The 16,347-nt window shown below is 72.7% G+C and carries 17 protein-coding genes; 5 read left to right on the top strand and 12 right to left on the bottom strand.

Features of this window, described 5'->3' with window-relative positions; translation table 11 throughout:
- Nucleotides 1-5 precede the first annotated feature (5 nt).
- From ACI3EY_RS02865 to ACI3EY_RS02855, 3 genes are read right to left on the bottom strand one after another with little or no spacing between them, the layout of a single operon-like run.
- Entirely contained in the window at nt 6-809 is an 804-nt protein-coding gene (locus tag ACI3EY_RS02865) for a transglutaminase-like domain-containing protein (protein ID WP_405039356.1), read from the bottom strand.
- 12 nt (nt 810-821) lie between these two features.
- A complete protein-coding gene (locus ACI3EY_RS02860; protein ID WP_405038787.1) occupies nt 822-1,463 on the bottom strand; it encodes a TrmH family RNA methyltransferase in 642 nt (213 codons plus the stop codon).
- Complete coding sequence (locus ACI3EY_RS02855) at nt 1,456-2,037, bottom strand: DedA family protein (protein ID WP_405039546.1); 582 nt, start codon at nt 2,035-2,037, stop codon at nt 1,456-1,458. Before ACI3EY_RS02855 ends, ACI3EY_RS02860 begins: the two co-directional genes overlap by 8 nt.
- A 216-nt stretch (nt 2,038-2,253) precedes the next feature.
- Between ACI3EY_RS02855 and ACI3EY_RS02850 the strand changes: the two genes are divergently transcribed.
- Both ACI3EY_RS02850 and ACI3EY_RS02845 read left to right on the top strand, forming a co-directional pair.
- Complete coding sequence (locus ACI3EY_RS02850) at nt 2,254-3,333, top strand: sunset domain-containing protein (protein ID WP_405039355.1); 1,080 nt, start codon at nt 2,254-2,256, stop codon at nt 3,331-3,333.
- 446 nt (nt 3,334-3,779) lie between these two features.
- Nucleotides 3,780-5,195, top strand: coding sequence for a C40 family peptidase (locus tag ACI3EY_RS02845; RefSeq protein WP_405039354.1), 1,416 nt, complete (start codon nt 3,780-3,782; stop codon nt 5,193-5,195).
- Nucleotides 5,196-5,277: 82 nt separating this feature from the next.
- On the opposite strand, the gene pyrE is transcribed toward ACI3EY_RS02845, so the two are convergent.
- Genes pyrE through ACI3EY_RS02825 form a run of 4 tightly spaced genes read right to left on the bottom strand, consistent with a single transcriptional unit; the run spans nt 5,278 to nt 8,758 of the window.
- Nucleotides 5,278-5,823, bottom strand: coding sequence for an orotate phosphoribosyltransferase (gene pyrE, locus ACI3EY_RS02840; RefSeq protein ID WP_405038784.1), 546 nt, complete (start codon nt 5,821-5,823; stop codon nt 5,278-5,280).
- Between the two features lie 25 nt (nt 5,824-5,848).
- A complete protein-coding gene (locus ACI3EY_RS02835) occupies nt 5,849-7,156 on the bottom strand; it encodes a glucosidase family protein (protein WP_405039353.1) in 1,308 nt (435 codons plus the stop codon).
- Nucleotides 7,153-7,938 carry an SDR family NAD(P)-dependent oxidoreductase gene (locus tag ACI3EY_RS02830; RefSeq protein WP_405039352.1) on the bottom strand — a complete coding sequence of 262 codons (786 nt, stop codon included), beginning with the start codon at nt 7,936-7,938 and terminating at the stop codon, nt 7,153-7,155. The genes ACI3EY_RS02835 and ACI3EY_RS02830 overlap by 4 nt, the downstream gene beginning before the upstream one ends.
- A 22-nt stretch (nt 7,939-7,960) precedes the next feature.
- Nucleotides 7,961-8,758 carry a deoxyribonuclease IV gene (locus ACI3EY_RS02825; protein WP_405039351.1) on the bottom strand — a complete coding sequence of 266 codons (798 nt, stop codon included), beginning with the start codon at nt 8,756-8,758 and terminating at the stop codon, nt 7,961-7,963.
- Between the two features lie 44 nt (nt 8,759-8,802).
- Here ACI3EY_RS02825 and ACI3EY_RS02820 point away from each other — a divergent pair, with 44 nt between their 5' ends.
- The gene (locus tag ACI3EY_RS02820; protein WP_405039350.1) at nt 8,803-9,213 is read left to right on the top strand and encodes a hypothetical protein; all 411 of its coding nucleotides are present in this window, start codon (nt 8,803-8,805) and stop codon (nt 9,211-9,213) included.
- On the opposite strand, the gene aztD is transcribed toward ACI3EY_RS02820, so the two are convergent.
- Nucleotides 9,214-10,671: a zinc metallochaperone AztD gene (gene aztD, locus ACI3EY_RS02815; RefSeq protein WP_405039349.1), complete on the bottom strand. Its 1,458-nt coding sequence runs from the start codon at nt 10,669-10,671 to the stop codon at nt 9,214-9,216. It lies immediately after the preceding gene.
- Between the two features lie 79 nt (nt 10,672-10,750).
- Nucleotides 10,751-11,215 (bottom strand): DUF2231 domain-containing protein, encoded by a 465-nt coding sequence (locus ACI3EY_RS02810; protein WP_405039348.1) that lies wholly within the window; start codon nt 11,213-11,215, stop codon nt 10,751-10,753.
- Nucleotides 11,216-11,347: 132 nt separating this feature from the next.
- Between ACI3EY_RS02810 and ACI3EY_RS02805 the strand changes: the two genes are divergently transcribed.
- Nucleotides 11,348-12,145, top strand: a complete 798-nt coding sequence (locus ACI3EY_RS02805) for an exodeoxyribonuclease III (RefSeq protein ID WP_405039347.1) — start codon at nt 11,348-11,350, stop codon at nt 12,143-12,145.
- On the opposite strand, the gene ACI3EY_RS02800 is transcribed toward ACI3EY_RS02805, so the two are convergent.
- Nucleotides 12,142-13,278, bottom strand: a complete 1,137-nt coding sequence (locus ACI3EY_RS02800; RefSeq protein WP_405039346.1) for an MFS transporter — start codon at nt 13,276-13,278, stop codon at nt 12,142-12,144. The two genes, ACI3EY_RS02805 and ACI3EY_RS02800, sit on opposite strands and share 4 nt — an antisense overlap.
- A 71-nt stretch (nt 13,279-13,349) precedes the next feature.
- A complete protein-coding gene (locus ACI3EY_RS02795) occupies nt 13,350-13,928 on the bottom strand; it encodes an HhH-GPD-type base excision DNA repair protein (RefSeq protein WP_405039345.1) in 579 nt (192 codons plus the stop codon).
- A gap of 173 nt (nt 13,929-14,101) precedes the next feature.
- Here ACI3EY_RS02795 and ACI3EY_RS02790 point away from each other — a divergent pair, with 173 nt between their 5' ends.
- The gene (locus ACI3EY_RS02790) at nt 14,102-14,593 is read left to right on the top strand and encodes a DinB family protein (RefSeq protein WP_405039344.1); all 492 of its coding nucleotides are present in this window, start codon (nt 14,102-14,104) and stop codon (nt 14,591-14,593) included.
- On the opposite strand, the gene ACI3EY_RS02785 is transcribed toward ACI3EY_RS02790, so the two are convergent.
- A complete protein-coding gene (locus ACI3EY_RS02785) occupies nt 14,590-16,347 on the bottom strand; it encodes an MFS transporter (protein WP_405039343.1) in 1,758 nt (585 codons plus the stop codon). The two genes, ACI3EY_RS02790 and ACI3EY_RS02785, sit on opposite strands and share 4 nt — an antisense overlap.

The raw sequence follows: 16,347 nt of genomic DNA, 5'->3' as shown, positions 1-16,347 counted from the left end.
CCCTGTCAGCCGATGACGACCGTTCCCCGGTGGTCGTCGGTCGGCAGGGCGCCGTCGGTGGTGGCGACCACGTCCAGCGTGCCGAAGGTGAGGCCGCCGGAGTGCACGGTGAGGAAGGACGTCTCGCTGGCGTCCGCACCGGCGCCGATCCGCACCAACGACGGGCGCGGGGCGAGCCAGGTCGGGTCCAGCACGACCCACCGGTCGTCGATGGCCGCCTCGACCACCGCGTGGAAGTCCATCGGGCTGAGCCCCGGGGCGTAGCAGGCGACCATCCGCGCCGGCACCCCGCGGGCCCGCAGCAGCGCCAGGGTGAGATGGGCGAAGTCACGGCACACGCCCTTCCGGGCGAGGTAGGTGTCGCTGGCGCCGTCGGTGACCGAGGAGGAGCCGATCACGTAGCGGATGTGCTCGTGCACCCAGGTAGCCACGTCCAGGGCGCCCTGCTCACCGCTGACGTCCCCGACCTCGGCCCGGGCCACCGCCTCCAGCCGGTCCAGGTCGACGTAGCGGCTGGGGCGGACGTAGTGGATGCGGTCCAGCGGGGTCACGGGCGTGCCCGCACCGCCGTCGGTGACGGTGGCCCGGTAGCTGATGGCCAGCTTCCCCGGCGGCAGGTCGCGCAGCACGTGCCACCGCGTCCCGGAGGCCTCGTCGAGCACGTGGGCGACCTCGACCTGGTCGCCGTCCAGGGTGACCGTGAGCTCCTCGGATTCCCGGGCCACCTGTTCGGCCACGGAGACGCCGAAGGTGGCCTCGACGGTGCTGGTGACGGTGGCGGTGAGGTCCGCGGAGACATGACGACGCATGCGCCCATCGTCTCAGGGATCGAGGGCCGGGGGCGCATCCTGGTGCCGCAGCGCCCAGTGGTACATCACGATCGCCGCCGCCGCTCCCGCGTTGATCGAGCGGGTGGAGCCGTACTGGGTGATCGCCAGGACCTGGCTGCAGGCGGCGAGGGCTTCCGCACTCAGCCCGGGACCCTCCTGGCCGAGCACCAGGACGCAGTCGCGGGGGAGCTCGACGGGCTCCAGCGGCACCGCCCCCGGGACGTTGTCCACCCCCAGGAGCGGGAGCCCGCGCTCGCGGGCCCAGGCGGCCAGGTGCGCGACGTCCGGATGGTGGTGCTCGTGCTGGTAGCGGTCGGTGACCATGGCGCCGCGCCGGTTCCACCGCCGCCTACCCACGATGTGGAAGGCGGCCGCGTTGAAGGCGTTGGCGGTGCGGATGACCGACCCGATGTTGAAGTCGTGCCCCCAGTTCTCCACCGCGACGTGGAAGCCGTGCCTGCGGGTGTCCAGGTCGGCCACGATGGCCTCGTGCGTCCAGTACCGGTAGCGGTCCAGGACGTTGCGGGTGTCCCCCTCGCTCAGCAGAGCGGGGTCCAGGTGCCCGGGCAGACGCCCGTCGTCCTCCGGCCACGGCCCTGGCCAGGGCCCGACCCCGACCTGCTGCTCAGCCACACCGGCTCCGCAGCCGCCGGACCCGCGACACCACGAACCAGGCCAGCGCCAGGAGGACCGCCGCGATCACGATCACCTGGAAGGTGCCGGCATACCGCTCGACGAGGTGCCAGTTCTCGCCCAGGTGGTACCCGGCCAGCACGAAGATCATGTTCCAGACCAGGCTGCCGGCGAGGGTGAGACCGAGGAAGACGGCTACCGGCATCCGTTCCACCCCGGCCGGGACGGAGATCAGGCTGCGGAAGATCGGCACCATCCTGCCGAACAGCACGGCCTTCGTCCCGTGCCGCGAGAACCACGCCTCGGTGCGGTCGAGGTCGTGCAGGTCGACCAGCGGCAGACGCGCCCACACGGCCCGCAGCCGATCACGACCGAAGACCGCGCCGAGGACGTAGAGCACCAGGGCCCCGACCACCGACCCGCTGGTGGTCCAGACGATCGCCTCCAGCACCGTGAAAGACCCTTGGCTGGCGGTGAACCCGGCCAGCGGCAGGATGACCTCGCTCGGCAGCGGGGGAAAGAGGTTCTCTGCGGCGATCAGCAGCCCGGCGCCGGGAGGCCCGAGCCGCTCCATGACGTCGACGGCCCAGGCGGCGACGCCGGTCAGCTCGGTCTGGGTGCTCACTCTTCTCCTGCTGGGTGGAGGACGGTCCGGGAATCGGCTACCACCGCCTCGGAGCGGCGCTCAACCGTGCCGACGGGTGGGATTCGCACTACGGTGGGACGGCCGGGCACGAGCCCTGGCTGAACACGACGTGGCCGAGGGCTGGCCCCGGATGGAGGAACCACGATGGACGACACGACCAAGTGGATCATGGTCGCACTCCTGCTGCTGCTCATCGGCGTGGCGGTCTTCCTGCTGCTGCGCCGGCCCGGCGCGGACGACGAGACCTCGTCGATCGCCCAGGACGACGGGGCGCTGCCCCAGGCCACCTCGGCAGGGTCGCAGGGCGCCATGACCGAGCCGACGTCCGCCACCGATCCCTACGACCAGGACCGCGACGCCGGCCCGGGACACCCCGCACCGGCCGCCGGCAGCACGGAGGAGGCTCGGTACGAGGAGCAGGAGCGCCCGGTCGAGGACGGGCCGGTCGCGCACGACCCGGTCGCGCACGACCCGAACGCTCACGACCCGGTCGTGGAGCCCGTCTCCGAGGAACGCTCCTACGACCCCGTCGTCGAAGAGCCCGCCTTCCAGGAGCCGGTCACCGAAGAGCGGTCCTACGACCCGGTCGTCGAGGAGCCCGTCACTCAAGAGCCGGCCTACGACCCGGTCGTGGACGAGCCCGCTTTCCAGGAGCCGGTGACCGAGGAGCGGTCCTACGACCCGGTCGTCGAAGAGCCCGCCGTCCAGGAGCCCGTCTCCGAGGAGCGGTCCTACGACCCGGTCGTGGACGAGCCCGTCACCCAGCAGCCCGGGTACGACGAGCCGCTGACGGCGGACGAGATCGGGGAGGCCGACGAGGCTGCGCGCCGCGAGGAGGAGTACCCGGTCGGGGACGCCGGCGTGTATCGCGCCGGCGAGGGCTCCGAGCCCGAGCCTCTCCTCACCCCCACCCCCGGGGACGCCCCGACCGAGGAGAGCTTCGCAGCCGACGCCCCCGCACCCGAGCCCGACCCGGAGCCCGAGCCTTTCGCCCCCGCGCAGGAGCCGACCTTCGCGGAGTCCGTCTACGGGGCGGGCTCGGCCGAGCCCCTCGATGACGGCACCGGCCCCTCAGGCTGGGAGGTCAAGGGCAACTCGGGCTCGATGCTCTTCCACACTCCCGAGTCCCCGAGCTGGGACGGGGTCCGGGCCGAGGTGTGGTTCGAGAGCGAGGACGCCGCGCGCGCCGCAGGTTTCGCGCACTGGGACCGACGCCGCCGTTGACCGGCATTGAGTAAGGAATTCGTCAAGGAATAGTCAAGAATTCGTCAAGAATGGGTCCGACGCCGAGTGGCATCGGGCCCATTCTTGACGTCCGGGAAGGCGGGAGCGGGACGTCAGACACTCACGAGCAACGCGCGTCACATCGTTCACGCAATAACAGTGACAGCCGGTAATGGTGTGAAAATCGGGAAAAGTGCAGGTCAGCGAACTACACCGATGTGATATTCCGCCTGACCTGCAATGATCTGCGGGCGTTGTGACGAACATCACTAATTACATGCTTGTGGTACCCGCGGAAATCACACTCCCGCAGGTCAACGGGGGTTGCGCACACGCGAAGCGCTCTGTTTGATAGCACCTGGCTCGGCGTCCCGGGCTGGCATGAAGAGGTTGTCCCACCTCGCCCCACATTCCTTTGTCCGCCCACGCCACACGATGGATCACCGATGACCCTGAGCACGCGCCGCTTCTCCCGCACCTTGATCGCCGTCACCGCGGCCGCCGCACCCGTAGTCGCCCTCGTCCCCTCCGCCCAGGCCGCTCCGTCGACGCCGATGATGCCCCGCGCGCCGCTGCCGGCCACCCCGCAGGGGCTGCAGCCCAGCACGCCGATGCCGGCCACCCCCCGGGTCCTGCCGACCCCGGCCGTCCAGTCGACGGTCACCATGGTCGTCGAGGCCTCGGGCGGGGTGAACGTGCGCTCCGGCGCCTCCACCTCCTACCCGGTCGTCGGCGGCCACCGCGCGGGCACCGAGCTCACCGGGACCCTGACCTCCAACAACTGGCTGAAGATGCCCGGTGGCAAGTTCGTCGCCGCCTGGAACCTCGCCCCCCAGAGCCCGGGTGGCGGCGGTGGGGGTGGCGGCAGCTCGCAGACCGTGACCCGCTACATGGACGCCGCCGTGGGCAACATCCGCTCCGGCCCCGGCCTGAACCACAGCATCGTTACCACCATGGTGAAGGGCACCAAGGTCACCGGCACCTGGACCTCCAACAACTGGCTCGACCTGGGCAACGGCAAGTTCGTCTCCGGCGGCATCCTCACCTCCACCCCGCCCAGCGGCGGCGGCGGTGGTGGCGTCCAGGAGACCACCCGCTACATCAGCGCCAACGTCGGCAACATCCGCTCCGGCCCCGGCCTGAACCACAGCATCGTCACCACCATGGTCAAGGGCACCAAGGTCACCGGCACCTGGACCTCCAACAACTGGCTCGACCTGGGCAACGGCAAGTTCGTCTCCGGCGGCATCCTCACCTCCACCCCGCCCAGCGGCGGCGGAGGCGGCGGTGGCGGCCCCCAGGAGACGGTGCGGTACATCAGCGCCAACGTCGGCAACATCCGCTCCGGCCCCGGCCTGAACCACAGCATCGTCACCACCATGGTCAAGGGCACCCAGGTGAGTGGCACCTGGACCTCCAACAACTGGCTCGACCTGGGCAACGGCAAGTTCGTCTCCGGCGGCATCCTCACCTCCACCCCGCCCAGCGGCGGCGTGGCCCCGGTCCCCGCGCCCACGCCGGTACGGCAGGGCATCATCGACACCGCGGCCGACTACGTGGGCTCCCCGTACGTCCTCTACGGAACCCCTCCGGACGCCTTCGACTGCTCGTCCTACACCTGGTGGGCCTACAAGCAGAACGGGATCGACATCCCGCGCACGGTGCGCGACCAGCGCACCTTCGTCACCCCGGTGACCAACCCGAAGCCGGGCGACCTCGTGTTCTACAAGAACTGGTACCACGTCGGGATCTACGCGGGCCCGGGCATGAGCTACGAGGCGCAGAACCCGCAGGCCGGCGTCGTCTACGGCCCCATCTGGGACAGCCAGGTCTGGTACGGCCGGGTCCCGGGTATGCCCTGACCCACCTGCGCGCGAAGGGCTCAGGCCCACGGACACGACGACGTCCCTGCACCGGGGGAAGGTGCAGGGGCGTCGTCGTGCCTCAGAGACCCAGGTCGGACAGCGAGAAGGCGGAGCGGTACTCGATGCCCTGCTCCTCGATGCGCTCCCGCGCTCCGCTGTCCCGGTCCACGATCACGGCCACCGCCACCACCTGGGCCCCCGCGTCCCGGACGGCCTCCACGGCCGTCAGCGGCGAGCCACCGGTGGTGGAGGTGTCCTCCACCACGACCACCCGTCGGTCCGTGACCGCGGGCCCCTCGATCCGCTGCTGCAGCCCGTGCGCCTTCTCGCTCTTGCGGACCACGAAGGAGTCGAGCTGTCCGCGCCCGCTCCGGGCGGCGGCGTGCATCATGGCGGTGGCGACCGGGTCCGCGCCCATGGTCAGCCCACCCACCGCGTCGACCTCGAGGTCGGCGACCAGGTCGAGCATGACCTCCCCCACCAGCGGCCCGGCCTCACCGTGCAGGGTGATCCGGCGCAGGTCGACGTAGTAGTCGGCCTCCGTACCGGAGGAGAGGGTGACACGGCCGTGCACGACGGCCAGGTCGGTGATGAGCTCGAGCAGACGGTCACGGGTGGTGGTCATGAGCGCCCAGCCTAGGCCAGGTCGGTCAGGGCCGGAGGGTGAGGACGACCAGGGCGGCGGTCCAGGCCAGCGGCGCGACGGCGGCGGGCTGCCCGTCGTGCAGCACCTTCTCCGGCAGGGCCCCGGTCACGGTCCGGTGGTCCGCCAGCCAGTCCAGCCACCGCTCCGCCTCCTCGGAATGCCCGCCGTGCGCGGCCGCGAGCGCCTGCAGCGCGGTCTCCGGGGTCCAGGAGATGCCGTCGTTGTGCCACCCGGCGCCGGGTGCGAGTCCTCCGGCCGGACGCAGCTGCGCGCCCTGGCTCCGCAGCCGGGCCCGGTCGGCACCGGCCACCGGGACCTCCACGAAGGGCGGCAGCAGGAAGGTCACGGCGGCGTCCGGCCGTCCCCCCGCGTGCCGGGGGAAGCCCGGGCCGAACTCCTCGACGATCCGGGACCGCAGCCGCGCGGCCCGCTCCGACAGCCCCTCGGGGTCCACCCCCGCACCCACCCAGGCCGACGCCGGGACCGAGGAGTCGGCATACAACGCGGCGGCGGCCTCCAGACCCATGAGCGAGGTGGCGGCGATGCCGAGGGTGAGCTTCTCCTCCGGCCGCTCCCAGTAGTCGGGTGAGGGCAGCGGCAACCCCGTCCCCGGGTCGATCCGGTCCAGCAGCCGGGCGGTGGAACGGGTGATCAGCGGGGTCAGCGTGGTCGCCTCCGCACCGTCCGCGCCGTGTTCGACGACCTCTCGCGCGGCCCACAACGCCCACCCCGGGCCGTCCTCCTGCGGCAGCCGGTCGTCCGGCACACCCCCCTCCTGCGCCGGCAGGTAACGCGCCTGCATGGACCCGTCGGGAGCCTGCAGGTCCTGCAGCAGCACCAGCGTGGCCAGCGCCTCCTGCTGGTGACCGCTGCGGGCGTAGGCGGCGGCCGCGAAGGAGGCGTCCCGCGGCCAGACGAACTGCCAGGCCGGTGACGCCCCGGCCAGCACCGCCCCCGGGGGGCTGCCGGCGGGCGCGGTGAGGGTGTGCAGGTCGCGCAACGCGTCACGGGCCAGCCCCGCGTGCGGGTGGCCCTCCTCGGGGAGCCAGCCGGAGGTCAGCCACACCTGGTCCGCGGCCGCGCGGGCACCCAGCAGCGACACCTCGAGCGGCACCGTCCCCGGGTCCGCCGACAGCGGGAGCCAGCCGTCCGCGGTGCGTCCCGGGGCGACCGGGGTCAGGACCCCGTAGGCGTCCCGGACCACCGCCTCCTGGTAGAGCGGCACCTGCCGGTGCGCACCCTGCCAGACCAGTGCCCCACCGCTCGTCAGGACCAGCACCGTCCCGGCGGCGAGCCGCCGCCGGCGGCTCATGCGGTGCGGTCGGGGGCGCGCCGCCGGCTCGCGAGCGAGGCGGAGACGCTGCGGACCAGGCGACGGGGGGTGACCCTGAGCACCTGGACGAGGCCGGTGTAGGTGAGCGAGGGGATGGACACGACCCTTCCCCGGGCGAGGTCGTCCAGAGCCGTCCGTACGACGGCGGGTGCATCCAGCCAGAGGGCGTCCGGGAGCGCGGACATGTCCATCTCCGCCCGCCCGTGGAACTCGGTGTGCACGAAGCCAGGGCAGAGCGCCATCACCCGGACCCCGTGCGGGGCCAGCTCGGTGGCCAGCGCCTCGGAGAGTACCGTCACATAGGCCTTGATCGCCGAGTAGTGCCCCATCGCGGCGAACGAGGCGACCGAGGACACGTTCAGCACGGCCCCGTGCCCGCGTTCCCGCATCGCGCCCGCGGCGGCGTGCGAGAGCACCATCACCGCCTTGGCCATCACGTCGAGCGCGGCTTCCTCGACGTCCAGGTCGTTGCCGGCGAAGCTGGCGCCGGCGCCGAAGCCGGCGTTGTTGACGACCAGGTCGACAGGGCTGCCGCGATCCCGGACGCGCTCCGCCACCTGCTCGAGCTGGCCGCGGTCGGACAGGTCCGCCGGGAGCACCTGCACGTCCACCCCGGCGTCGCGGCGCACCTCGTCCGCCAGCTGCTCCAGCCGCCCCCCGTCCCGGGCCACCAGGACCAGGTGGTGCCCGCGTGCGGCGAGCTGCACCGCGAACTCCCGCCCGAGCCCGGCGGAGGCCCCGGTCACCAGTGCTCGTCCCATCAGGTCAGGGTATGCCGCCGGCTCACAGCCGGGAGCGCAGCCACCCCAGGTCGGCGAGGTGCTCGTTCGTGCCGCCGGGCGTCTCCAGGACCACGGGGGCCCCTGCTGCCCGGACCACGTCCACCAGCTCCTGCGCCGGGACGGTCCCGTCCCCGAGGTTGGCGTGCCGGTCGGCCCCGGAGCCGGCGGTGTCCCGGGAGTCGTTGAGGTGGACGAGGTCGATGCGCCCGGTGATCGCCAGCACGCGTTCCACGACGGAGCCGAGCTCGAGGCCTCCCGCCCAGGCGTGGCAGGTGTCGAGGCAGAAGCCGACCTGGTCGGCGCCCTCCGCCGAGCGGATCGCGTCCCACACCCCCGCGATCCGCTCCAGGTGGCGGGTCATCGCGTGGTCACCGCCCGCGGTGTTCTCGATGAGCAGCGGGGTGGTGATGGTGGTCGCCTCGACGGCCTTGCGCCAGTTGTCGAAGCCGGTGCCCGGGTCGTCCTTGGCGTTGACGTGGCCGCCGTGCACGATCAGGCCCTTGGCGCCGATCTCGGTGGCGGCGTCCATGTGCTGCTGCAGCAGCTTGCGGGAGGGGATCCGGATCCGGTTGTTCAGGGTCGCGACGTTGATGATGTACGGCGCGTGCACATAGAGGTCGACACCGGCCCGCTCCGCCGCCTCCCGCAGGGCCGCCGCCCCGCCCGGGTAGCGGACCTCCGGACCCTGGTACCCCTGCGGGTCGCCGAGGAAGAACTGCACCACCGGCACCTTCCGGGCGGCTGCCGCGCCGATCGGGTCGGACTGGTCGACATGGGCTCCCAGGGCTGGTGCGTTCATGAGGTCATCGTAGGCAGCAGCGGCGACAGGCCTAGTCTGGAGGCGTGGCCTCCTTCTGGTTCGACGTCCTGGTCCCCGGACCGCCCGAGCAGGTGTGGGCCCGGCTGTGGGACCTGGACCGGCATACCGCGGCGATTCCGCTCACCACGACCACCGGTGAGCCGCTCGGCCCGGGTGCCCGGTTCACCGCCCGGACCGGGGTGGGACCGCTCGGCTTCGACGACGACATGGTCGTCCGGTCCTGGGGGCCGCCGCACCGGGCCGTCGTCGAGAAGGTCGGGTCGCCGTTGACCGGCAGCCTGGTGGCGACCCTGCGGCCGGCCGGGGCGGACACCCGGATCCGGTGGGAGCAGACGTATGCCGTGACCGGGGTGCCCGACGCCGTCGCGGCGCTGGCTGCCCCGGCCGTGCGGGCGGCATACCTGAGAGCGGTGCGGGGGATCACCCGCCCCTGATCAGTGGTCGTGACCCTCGTGGTCCTCGTCGCTGTGCTCCTCGTCACCATGGTCGTGACCTTCGTGGTCCTCGTCACCGTGGTCCTCGTCGCCGTGCTCGTCCTCGGAGTGGGAGCCCGCGGCCTCGTCCCGGCCGCTGACCCCGGAGATCTCGTTGGGCACCTGCGGCAGCTCCGCGCTGTCGATGATCTCCATGGCGTCGAGGTCGACGACGTGCAGCTCCTGGGTGGCGGGCTCGGTGACGTAGCCGAACTGGCCCATGACGAAGAGCGTCGGGCGCGGCTGCTGCCACTCCGTCGGCTCGGTCCACTCCTCGACGACGGGGAGCTCCTGGGTCACCTCGCCGGAGGCAGGGTCGATGACGTGCAGCTCCCCGTCGGTGCCGAGCACCAGCGCCTCCCCCTGCGGGCCGCGCGCGAGCGAGCGGAAGGAGTAGGAGGTGCCGAGGTCGACCAGCTGCAGCTCACCGGTCGCGGTGTCGGTCAGGCTGACCTGCTCGGGACGCTCGAGCTCGGCGTCAGGGTCGGACTTGTAGTCGCCCAGCACGACCGGGGACAGCTCGGAGCCGGCCTGGTTGCCGATGCGGCCGTAGTCGTCCGGGGACGAGATCTTGGTGAACGCCCCGTCCGCTAAGACCACCAGACCGTCCTCGCAGCCTAGGACCACGGCGCCGCCCTCTGCGGTGGCCTCCCCGTGCACGCCCGGGCACTCGTCCGTGCTCGCCAGCTCGTCCCCGTTCGCGTCGAGGACCCTGGCCCCGGTGCGCTCGTCCTCGGTGCCCACGGTCTCGAGCATGGCGCCGTCCTCGAGCATCACCGCGACGCCGTGGTGGGCCTCGTCCACGTCGATGGACGTCTCGATGTCCAGGGTGGCCGGGTCCAGGAGGTCGATGCGGCCCGCGCCGTCGAAGTAGAGCGCCGTGCGGCCGCCGTGCGCGACGGCGTGGCCGGGGTGGCTTCCCTCGACCCGCTGGTCGGTCAGCGTCGGCGCGGTGGTGTAGCTGTGGTCGTGATTGCCGTGCGGCTCGCTCCAGGTGCCGGCATCCAGCAGCCGGAAGCTCTCGCCCTCGGTCAGCAGCATGTGGCGACCGTCACCGGCGGGGTTCAGCCGGGTGAAGCCCTCCGCCGGGAAGTCACCCTCCACCTCGAGGTCGAGGGCGTCCAGCACCATGACCCCGCCGTCGTAGGTCAGCGCCAACCGGGGGGACGGGCCGGCCGACTCGTGGGTCTCCGCGGCCTCGTCGGCGCTCCCGGTCCCGGCGGCGCCGTCGGAGGTGCCGGCCGGGTCGGTCTCGCTCGCGGCGTCGCCGGCGTCGGCGGTCTGGGTGGTGCCGCCGTCGCTGCTGCCACCCGCGGGGGCGTTGCCGTCACCGGCGTCGTCGGAGGAGGTGGGACCGCACGCCGCCAGCAGGGTGGCCGAGGTCAGGGCAAGGATGAGAGGGGTCGTCTTCGTTCGCATAGTGGGAATCATTATCGTTCTATGCTCCAAAATCAAACCGGCCTGCCAACACCGGGCGGCCGCGGCTGACGGCCCGGGGTCAGCGGCTGCCCCACACGGAGGAGGAGCCGGTATGCCCTGCCAGGGTCACGGTGACGATCGCCGCCACCGCGGCCAGCACCGCGAGCACGGAGACGACGACCCGCACCCAGGACGGCCAGCGGCCGGTCAGCCGCTCCCGGCCCCACTCGGAGGTCAGCGCCCAGTACAGGACCGTGACCACCCCCAGGACGATGCCGGCCCAGCCTGCGCGCACCCCCCACATACCGTGCTCGGACAGCAGGTCGGTGGCCGGCACGGTGCCGGTCGTCAGCAGGTCGTCGCCGGCGCTCTGGGTGAGCCGCACCAGCACCGCGCTCACTACCCCCAGCACCGGCAGGCCCCAGCCGAACCAGCGGCGGAAACGCGCGAGAAGTACCGCCAGGATCTGGGCGCCTGCGGCCAGCAGCAGCAGCACGATCGCGAAGTGCACGAGCAACGGGTGTGCCGGCAGTCCCATGACCATGACGGCCACCTCACTCTCGGTTCGGGCTCCGAGACTTCCAGCGCGACCTGTGCGGTGGCTGTGTCTCCTGTCGGTGGGTGTTCGGCGCGGCCGGGTCCTGCGGATGTCCAGGGCGGCGCTTAGGGTGACCCGGTGCGTATCGCGACCTGGAACTGCAACAGCATCCGCTCCCGCCTGGACCGGGTGGTGGGCTTCCTGGAGCGGCACGACGTCGACGTCCTGGCGTTGCAGGAGACCAAGTGCCGCGACGACCAGTTCCCGCTGCTACCGCTGGAGTCGGCCGGCTACCAGGTGGCGCACACCGGGCTGAACCAGTGGAACGGGGTGGCCCTTATCAGCCGCGTGGGCCTGGAGGACGTCCAGGTGGGCTTCCCCGGGCAGCCGGGGTGGGGCGACCCGAGCGTGGTGGAGGCCCGGGCGATCGGTGCCACCTGCGCGGGGGTGCAGGTGTGGAGCCTGTACGTGCCCAACGGACGGGCGCTCGACGACCCGCACCTGGACTACAAGCTCCGCTGGCTGGAGGAGCTGCGGACGGCGGCCGGTGGCTGGCTCACTGCGGACTCGGACGCGCAGGTGGCGCTGACCGGCGACTGGAACATCGCCCCCACCGACGACGACGTCTGGTCGGTGTCCTACTTCGAGGGCCGGACGCATACCAGTGAGCCGGAGCGGGCGGCCTTCCGGGCGGTGCTGGACGCGGGGTACGCCGACGTGGTGCGGCCCCACACCTCTGAGCCCGGGACCTTCACCTACTGGGACTACACCCAGCTGTCGTTCCCGAAGCGCCGCGGCATGCGGATCGACTTCTGCCTCGGCTCGCCCGCCCTGGCGGCCCGGGTGGAGGGCGCGTTCATCGACCGTGAGGAGCGCAAGGGGAAGGGCGCGAGCGACCACGCCCCGGTCGTCGTCGACCTGGCCGACCGCCCCTAGCGCCTGCGGACCAGCGCCAGAGGCACGGTGAGCAGACAGAGTCCGGCGGTGACCGCCATCCCGACCCCGAAGCCCGCGCCGACGGCCACCGTTCCGACGAGCAGGGCCCCGCAGGCCGTGCCGGCGTCGAAACCGGCGTTCCAGACGGCGCTGGCGGCGCCGATCCGTCGAGGCCCCGCTGCGGCGAAGGCCTGCAGCATGGTGAGGTTCTGGAGCCCGCCGTAGCACAGGCCCAGGAGCGCGCAGGTGAGGATCCAGACGGTTGCCTGCCCGGAGGTGACGGGTTCGCGCACCACCCAGGCGAAGGCGGCCAGGACGAGCACCGTCAGGACCACGAACGGCGCGACCAGGCGATCCACGCCGATCCGGTCGGTCAACCCCCCGATCCGCCATCGGGCGATCGCCGAGACCAGGCCCATCGCCATGAGCCCTGCCGCAGAGAGCCACGGCAGCGCGACCAGCTGAGGGGTGAAGGTGATGACGGCGCCACCGGCCAGGGTGACGGCCAGCAGGATCAGGGTCGGTCGCAGCATCGCCGCCGCGGTGCCGGCCCCCATGGCGGTCTCGTCGGACGGGCCACCGGGCTGGCGGGTCGAGCGGTCCGGGAGGTGACGGGCGACCACGATGCAGGCCGGGATGCCGAGCAGCGGTATCGCCCCGGCCGCGAAGGCGGGGACGAAGCCCCACGCCTGGGCCACCCAGGCCCCCAGGGGCATGAAGACGACGTTGGGCACCGACAGCGCGGCCGAGTAGGCGCCCACGGCAGCACCTCGTCGCTCCGGGGTCACCAGCAGGACGGCCGCCGCGTTGGCGGCGACGGTGAGGATTCCGAAGCCCACTCCCCGGGCCGCCGAGAGGAGGAGGGTGACCAGCAGGGTGTCGCTGAGCAGGTGCAGCAGCGAGGGGACGCCCAGGAGGACCATCCCCAGCGACAGCACCCGGGCCCATCCCACCCGGCCGATCGACCACGGGACGGCGAACTGGGTGGCGACGGTCGTCCCGAGCAGCACGAAGTTGACCAGTCCGGCACCGGCGCTGTCGGCGCCACCCTCGACCGCCCACAGCGGCGCGACCGGCAGCAGGGCGGCGTAGCCGGAGAATCCGGTGAGGGCGACCACGGCGATGGCCAGCATCCCCGGGACGGTCCAGACGGACCCCTGGACGGGAGGCTCGAGACGTCCGTCGGGGTGGGGGACCGCGGCGGTCACGCCCTGGCGGCCTTCGCGGCCGCCTTCTTCTCCTTCTTGTAGGCCCTGACCTGCTGCAACGACTCGGCGCTGGTGACGTCGGCGATCGACATGTGCACGCCGTCCTGCCCGTAGTCACCGGCGGCCTGGCGCCACCCCTCAGCCTGCAGCCCCCGCTGCTTGCCGAGCAGGGCGAGGAAGATCCTGGCCTTCTGGTCCCCGTAGCCGGGCAGCGCCTTGAGCCGCTTCAGGATCTCGGCGCCGTCCGGGCCGCCCTCGGTCCAGATCGCCTCCGTGTCCCCGTCGTAGTCCTGGACCACGGCGGCGGCGAGGTCGTGCACCCGCTGGCCCATGGACTTCGGGAACCGGTGCACCGAGGGCGGCGTGGCGCACAGCGCGATGAACTCCTCCGGGTCGGTGGCGGCGATCGTCACCGGGTCCAGCGACCCGAGGCGCTCGAGGATCTTGCGGGGGCCGTCGAAGGCGACCTCCATCGGGATCTGCTGGTCCAGCAGCATGCCGGTCAGCAGCGCGAAGGGGTGCTCGGAGAGGATGCGGTCGGCCTCGGCCTCGCCGACGAGGTGGAGCGTGCTCATGCACCCAGGGTATGCCGATCCCACCGAGCGCGCCGGAGTGCCCATCCGGACGTCTCGTCGTGCCCGACCGGACGTCTCGTCGTGCCGGACCGAGCGTCTCGTGCTGCCCGACCGAGCGTCTCGTCGTGCCCGACCGGACGTCTCGTGCTGCCGTCCACCACTACCGTGACGGTATGCCGCCCGCCGACCCCGACCTGCACCATGCGGAGGCGGGTGCCCAGCTGCGGGCGTTCGTCGACCAGCACCGGGCCCTGCTCGCCGCCAGCCTGGACGGGCTGGACGAGGAGGAGGCCCGGGCCAGGCTGGTGCCCTCACGGACGACCCTCCTGGGACTCGTCAAGCACGCGACCTTCGTGGAAAAGGTGTGGTTCGTGCAGGCCGTGACCGGGGCGTCGCGGGCCGCGATCGGCATACCGGAGCACCCGGACGAGTCCTTCGTCCTCACACAGGACGACACGATCGCCTCGGTCCTGGCGGACTACGCCGACGCGGTGCGGGCCTCCCGGCGGGCGATCGAGAGCCTCGACCTCGACCACACCCTGCCCGGCAACCGTCGCGGCCCGCTGCCGTTGCGCTGGGTCCTCATGCACGTGCTGCGGGAGCTGGCCCAGCACTGCGGGCACGCCGACATCCTGCGGGAGCAGATCCTCGCGCGCAGGCCCTAGACCTGGGCGCCGCCTGCGGAACGGACCTCGCGGGCGTCCCGGCCCACCGCCCGGAAGCCCAGCGCCAGGGCGAGGACCGCGGCGAGGGCGGCGGCATACCCCGCCCCGGTCAGCACCGTCTGCACCTGGACCACGGCCGCGTCGAGCAGGGCGTCGCTGTCGGTCGGGTCCGCGAGCCGGCCGACCTCGGTGTGGAAGCTGCGCAGACCGATCGCGGTGAGCAGTGCCAGCCCGACGACCATGCCGACCATCCGCGCGACCACGACCAGCGAGCTCACCGTGCCGTGCGCGTCCTCCCGGGCGTCGGCGAGGGCCGCGTCGTTGACCGGCGCGATCGCCAGGCCGACGCCGAGCCCGGCCCCGGCGAGGGCGAGCGTGGTCACGGTCAGGTCGTCCAGCGAGGCCCGGTCCCAGCGCGCCATCGCCAGGATCGAGACCGCTGCCACGGCGAGCCCGGGCGCGGCGACCAGCGCCGGCCCGACGCGGCGCAGCAGCCAGCCACCGAGCAGCGCACCGACCGGCACCGCGACCAGGAACCGGACCAGCACCAGCGCCGCGTCGGTCTCGTCGGTGCCCTGGGTGAGGCGGGAGAGCAGCGGCACGTCGACGACGACGGCCACGATCGCGGCGCCGACCAGCACGCTGACCCCGAGCGCGGGCCAGACACGGGCGCGGACCACGCCGCTCGGGATGAGCGGGTGCGCGGCGAGACGCTGACGCAGCAGGAAGGCGACCGTGGCGAGCACGCCGAGCGGCAGCAGCCACACCCCCCACGGCCCGAGCACCTCGGTCTCCGGGTTCGCGGTGGAGAACGTCAGCACCAGCGAGCCGAGCGCCACCGCGAGCAGCACCGCACCGAGGAGGTCGGCGCGCAGCAGCAGCGGCAGCCACCGCGGCAGTGTGACGACGCCCAGCAGCAGGGTCGTCACTGCGGCCGCGACGCCGACCGGGGTCGCCACCCGCGAGCCGGAGGCGGGGTCCAGCGGCACGAACGGCGCCCCGAGCTCGATCGAGGTGGTCAGCACCTCGGGCGCCCACAGCGCCAGCGTCCAGAGCGCGGCCGCCAGCACCGCCAGCAGGTATGCCGTCGCGGTCAGCACGCGGGAACGCCGGTCGTGGTGGGTGGCCGGGTCGGCCGTGGGTGGGGTGCGGACGGTCTTGTCCGTGGACGCGACGGGGCGGATGATCGCCACCCCGACCAGCGCCAGCAGGCCCAGCACGACGTTGAGCCAGAAGATCTCCCGCCAGCCGGTGACGGCCAGCACCAGGGCCCCCAGCAGCGGCCCCAGCACCGACCCCATCTCCTGGACCGCGCCCACCACGCCCAGCGGCATACCTCGCCGGCCGGGTGGCCAGAGGTCCGCAACCAGGGCGAGGGTCGCCGGCACGAGGCCGCCGCCGCCGAGGCCCTGCAGGAACCGGCCACCGACCATGACCGGCAGCTCCACGGCCACCGCGGTCACTGCGGACCCGATGACGAAGATGACCAGGCACCAGAGCAGGATCCGCCGTCGGTCGACGAGGTCGCTGACCCGGCCGATGAGCGGCAGGACGGCGATGTAGCCGAGCAGGAAGCCGGAGATGATCGGGGTGCCCCGCTGCAGCGACTCGATACCGACCCCGACGCCGGCCATCATGTCGGTGAGCGCCAGCACCACCACGTACGTGTCGGCCGCGGCCAGCGCCACCGCCAGCGCCGCGACCGTCAGCAGGGCGCGCGCGCCCCGGGCCGGGCTCCCCTCCCCCTGGCCCAT

Source organism: Serinicoccus shuyuelongi, from assembly GCF_045032955.1.
Classification (GTDB): domain Bacteria; phylum Actinomycetota; class Actinomycetes; order Actinomycetales; family Dermatophilaceae; genus Ornithinicoccus.
Note: the sequence above shows the minus strand (reverse complement) of the source record. Positions and strands in the feature narration are given on the sequence as shown.

Coding starts and splice junctions, on each gene's coding strand:
- ACI3EY_RS02830 (WP_405039352.1), bottom strand. CDS start 7,938: ATGGGACGAGCACTGGTGACCGGGGCCTCCGCCGGGCTCGGGCGGGAG.
- ACI3EY_RS02785 (WP_405039343.1), bottom strand. CDS start 16,347: ATGGGCCAGGGGGAGGGGAGCCCGGCCCGGGGCGCGCGCGCCCTGCTG.
- ACI3EY_RS02790 (WP_405039344.1), top strand. CDS start 14,102: ATGCCGCCCGCCGACCCCGACCTGCACCATGCGGAGGCGGGTGCCCAG.
- ACI3EY_RS02835 (WP_405039353.1), bottom strand. CDS start 7,156: ATGAGCCGCCGGCGGCGGCTCGCCGCCGGGACGGTGCTGGTCCTGACG.
- ACI3EY_RS02825 (WP_405039351.1), bottom strand. CDS start 8,758: ATGAACGCACCAGCCCTGGGAGCCCATGTCGACCAGTCCGACCCGATC.
- pyrE (WP_405038784.1), bottom strand. CDS start 5,823: ATGACCACCACCCGTGACCGTCTGCTCGAGCTCATCACCGACCTGGCC.
- ACI3EY_RS02855 (WP_405039546.1), bottom strand. CDS start 2,037: ATGGAGCGGCTCGGGCCTCCCGGCGCCGGGCTGCTGATCGCCGCAGAG.
- ACI3EY_RS02850 (WP_405039355.1), top strand. CDS start 2,254: ATGGACGACACGACCAAGTGGATCATGGTCGCACTCCTGCTGCTGCTC.
- ACI3EY_RS02800 (WP_405039346.1), bottom strand. CDS start 13,278: ATGCTGGCCATCGCCGTGGTCGCCCTCACCGGATTCTCCGGCTACGCC.
- ACI3EY_RS02810 (WP_405039348.1), bottom strand. CDS start 11,215: ATGGTCATGGGACTGCCGGCACACCCGTTGCTCGTGCACTTCGCGATC.
- ACI3EY_RS02845 (WP_405039354.1), top strand. CDS start 3,780: ATGACCCTGAGCACGCGCCGCTTCTCCCGCACCTTGATCGCCGTCACC.
- ACI3EY_RS02795 (WP_405039345.1), bottom strand. CDS start 13,928: ATGAGCACGCTCCACCTCGTCGGCGAGGCCGAGGCCGACCGCATCCTC.
- ACI3EY_RS02865 (WP_405039356.1), bottom strand. CDS start 809: ATGCGTCGTCATGTCTCCGCGGACCTCACCGCCACCGTCACCAGCACC.
- aztD (WP_405039349.1), bottom strand. CDS start 10,671: ATGCGAACGAAGACGACCCCTCTCATCCTTGCCCTGACCTCGGCCACC.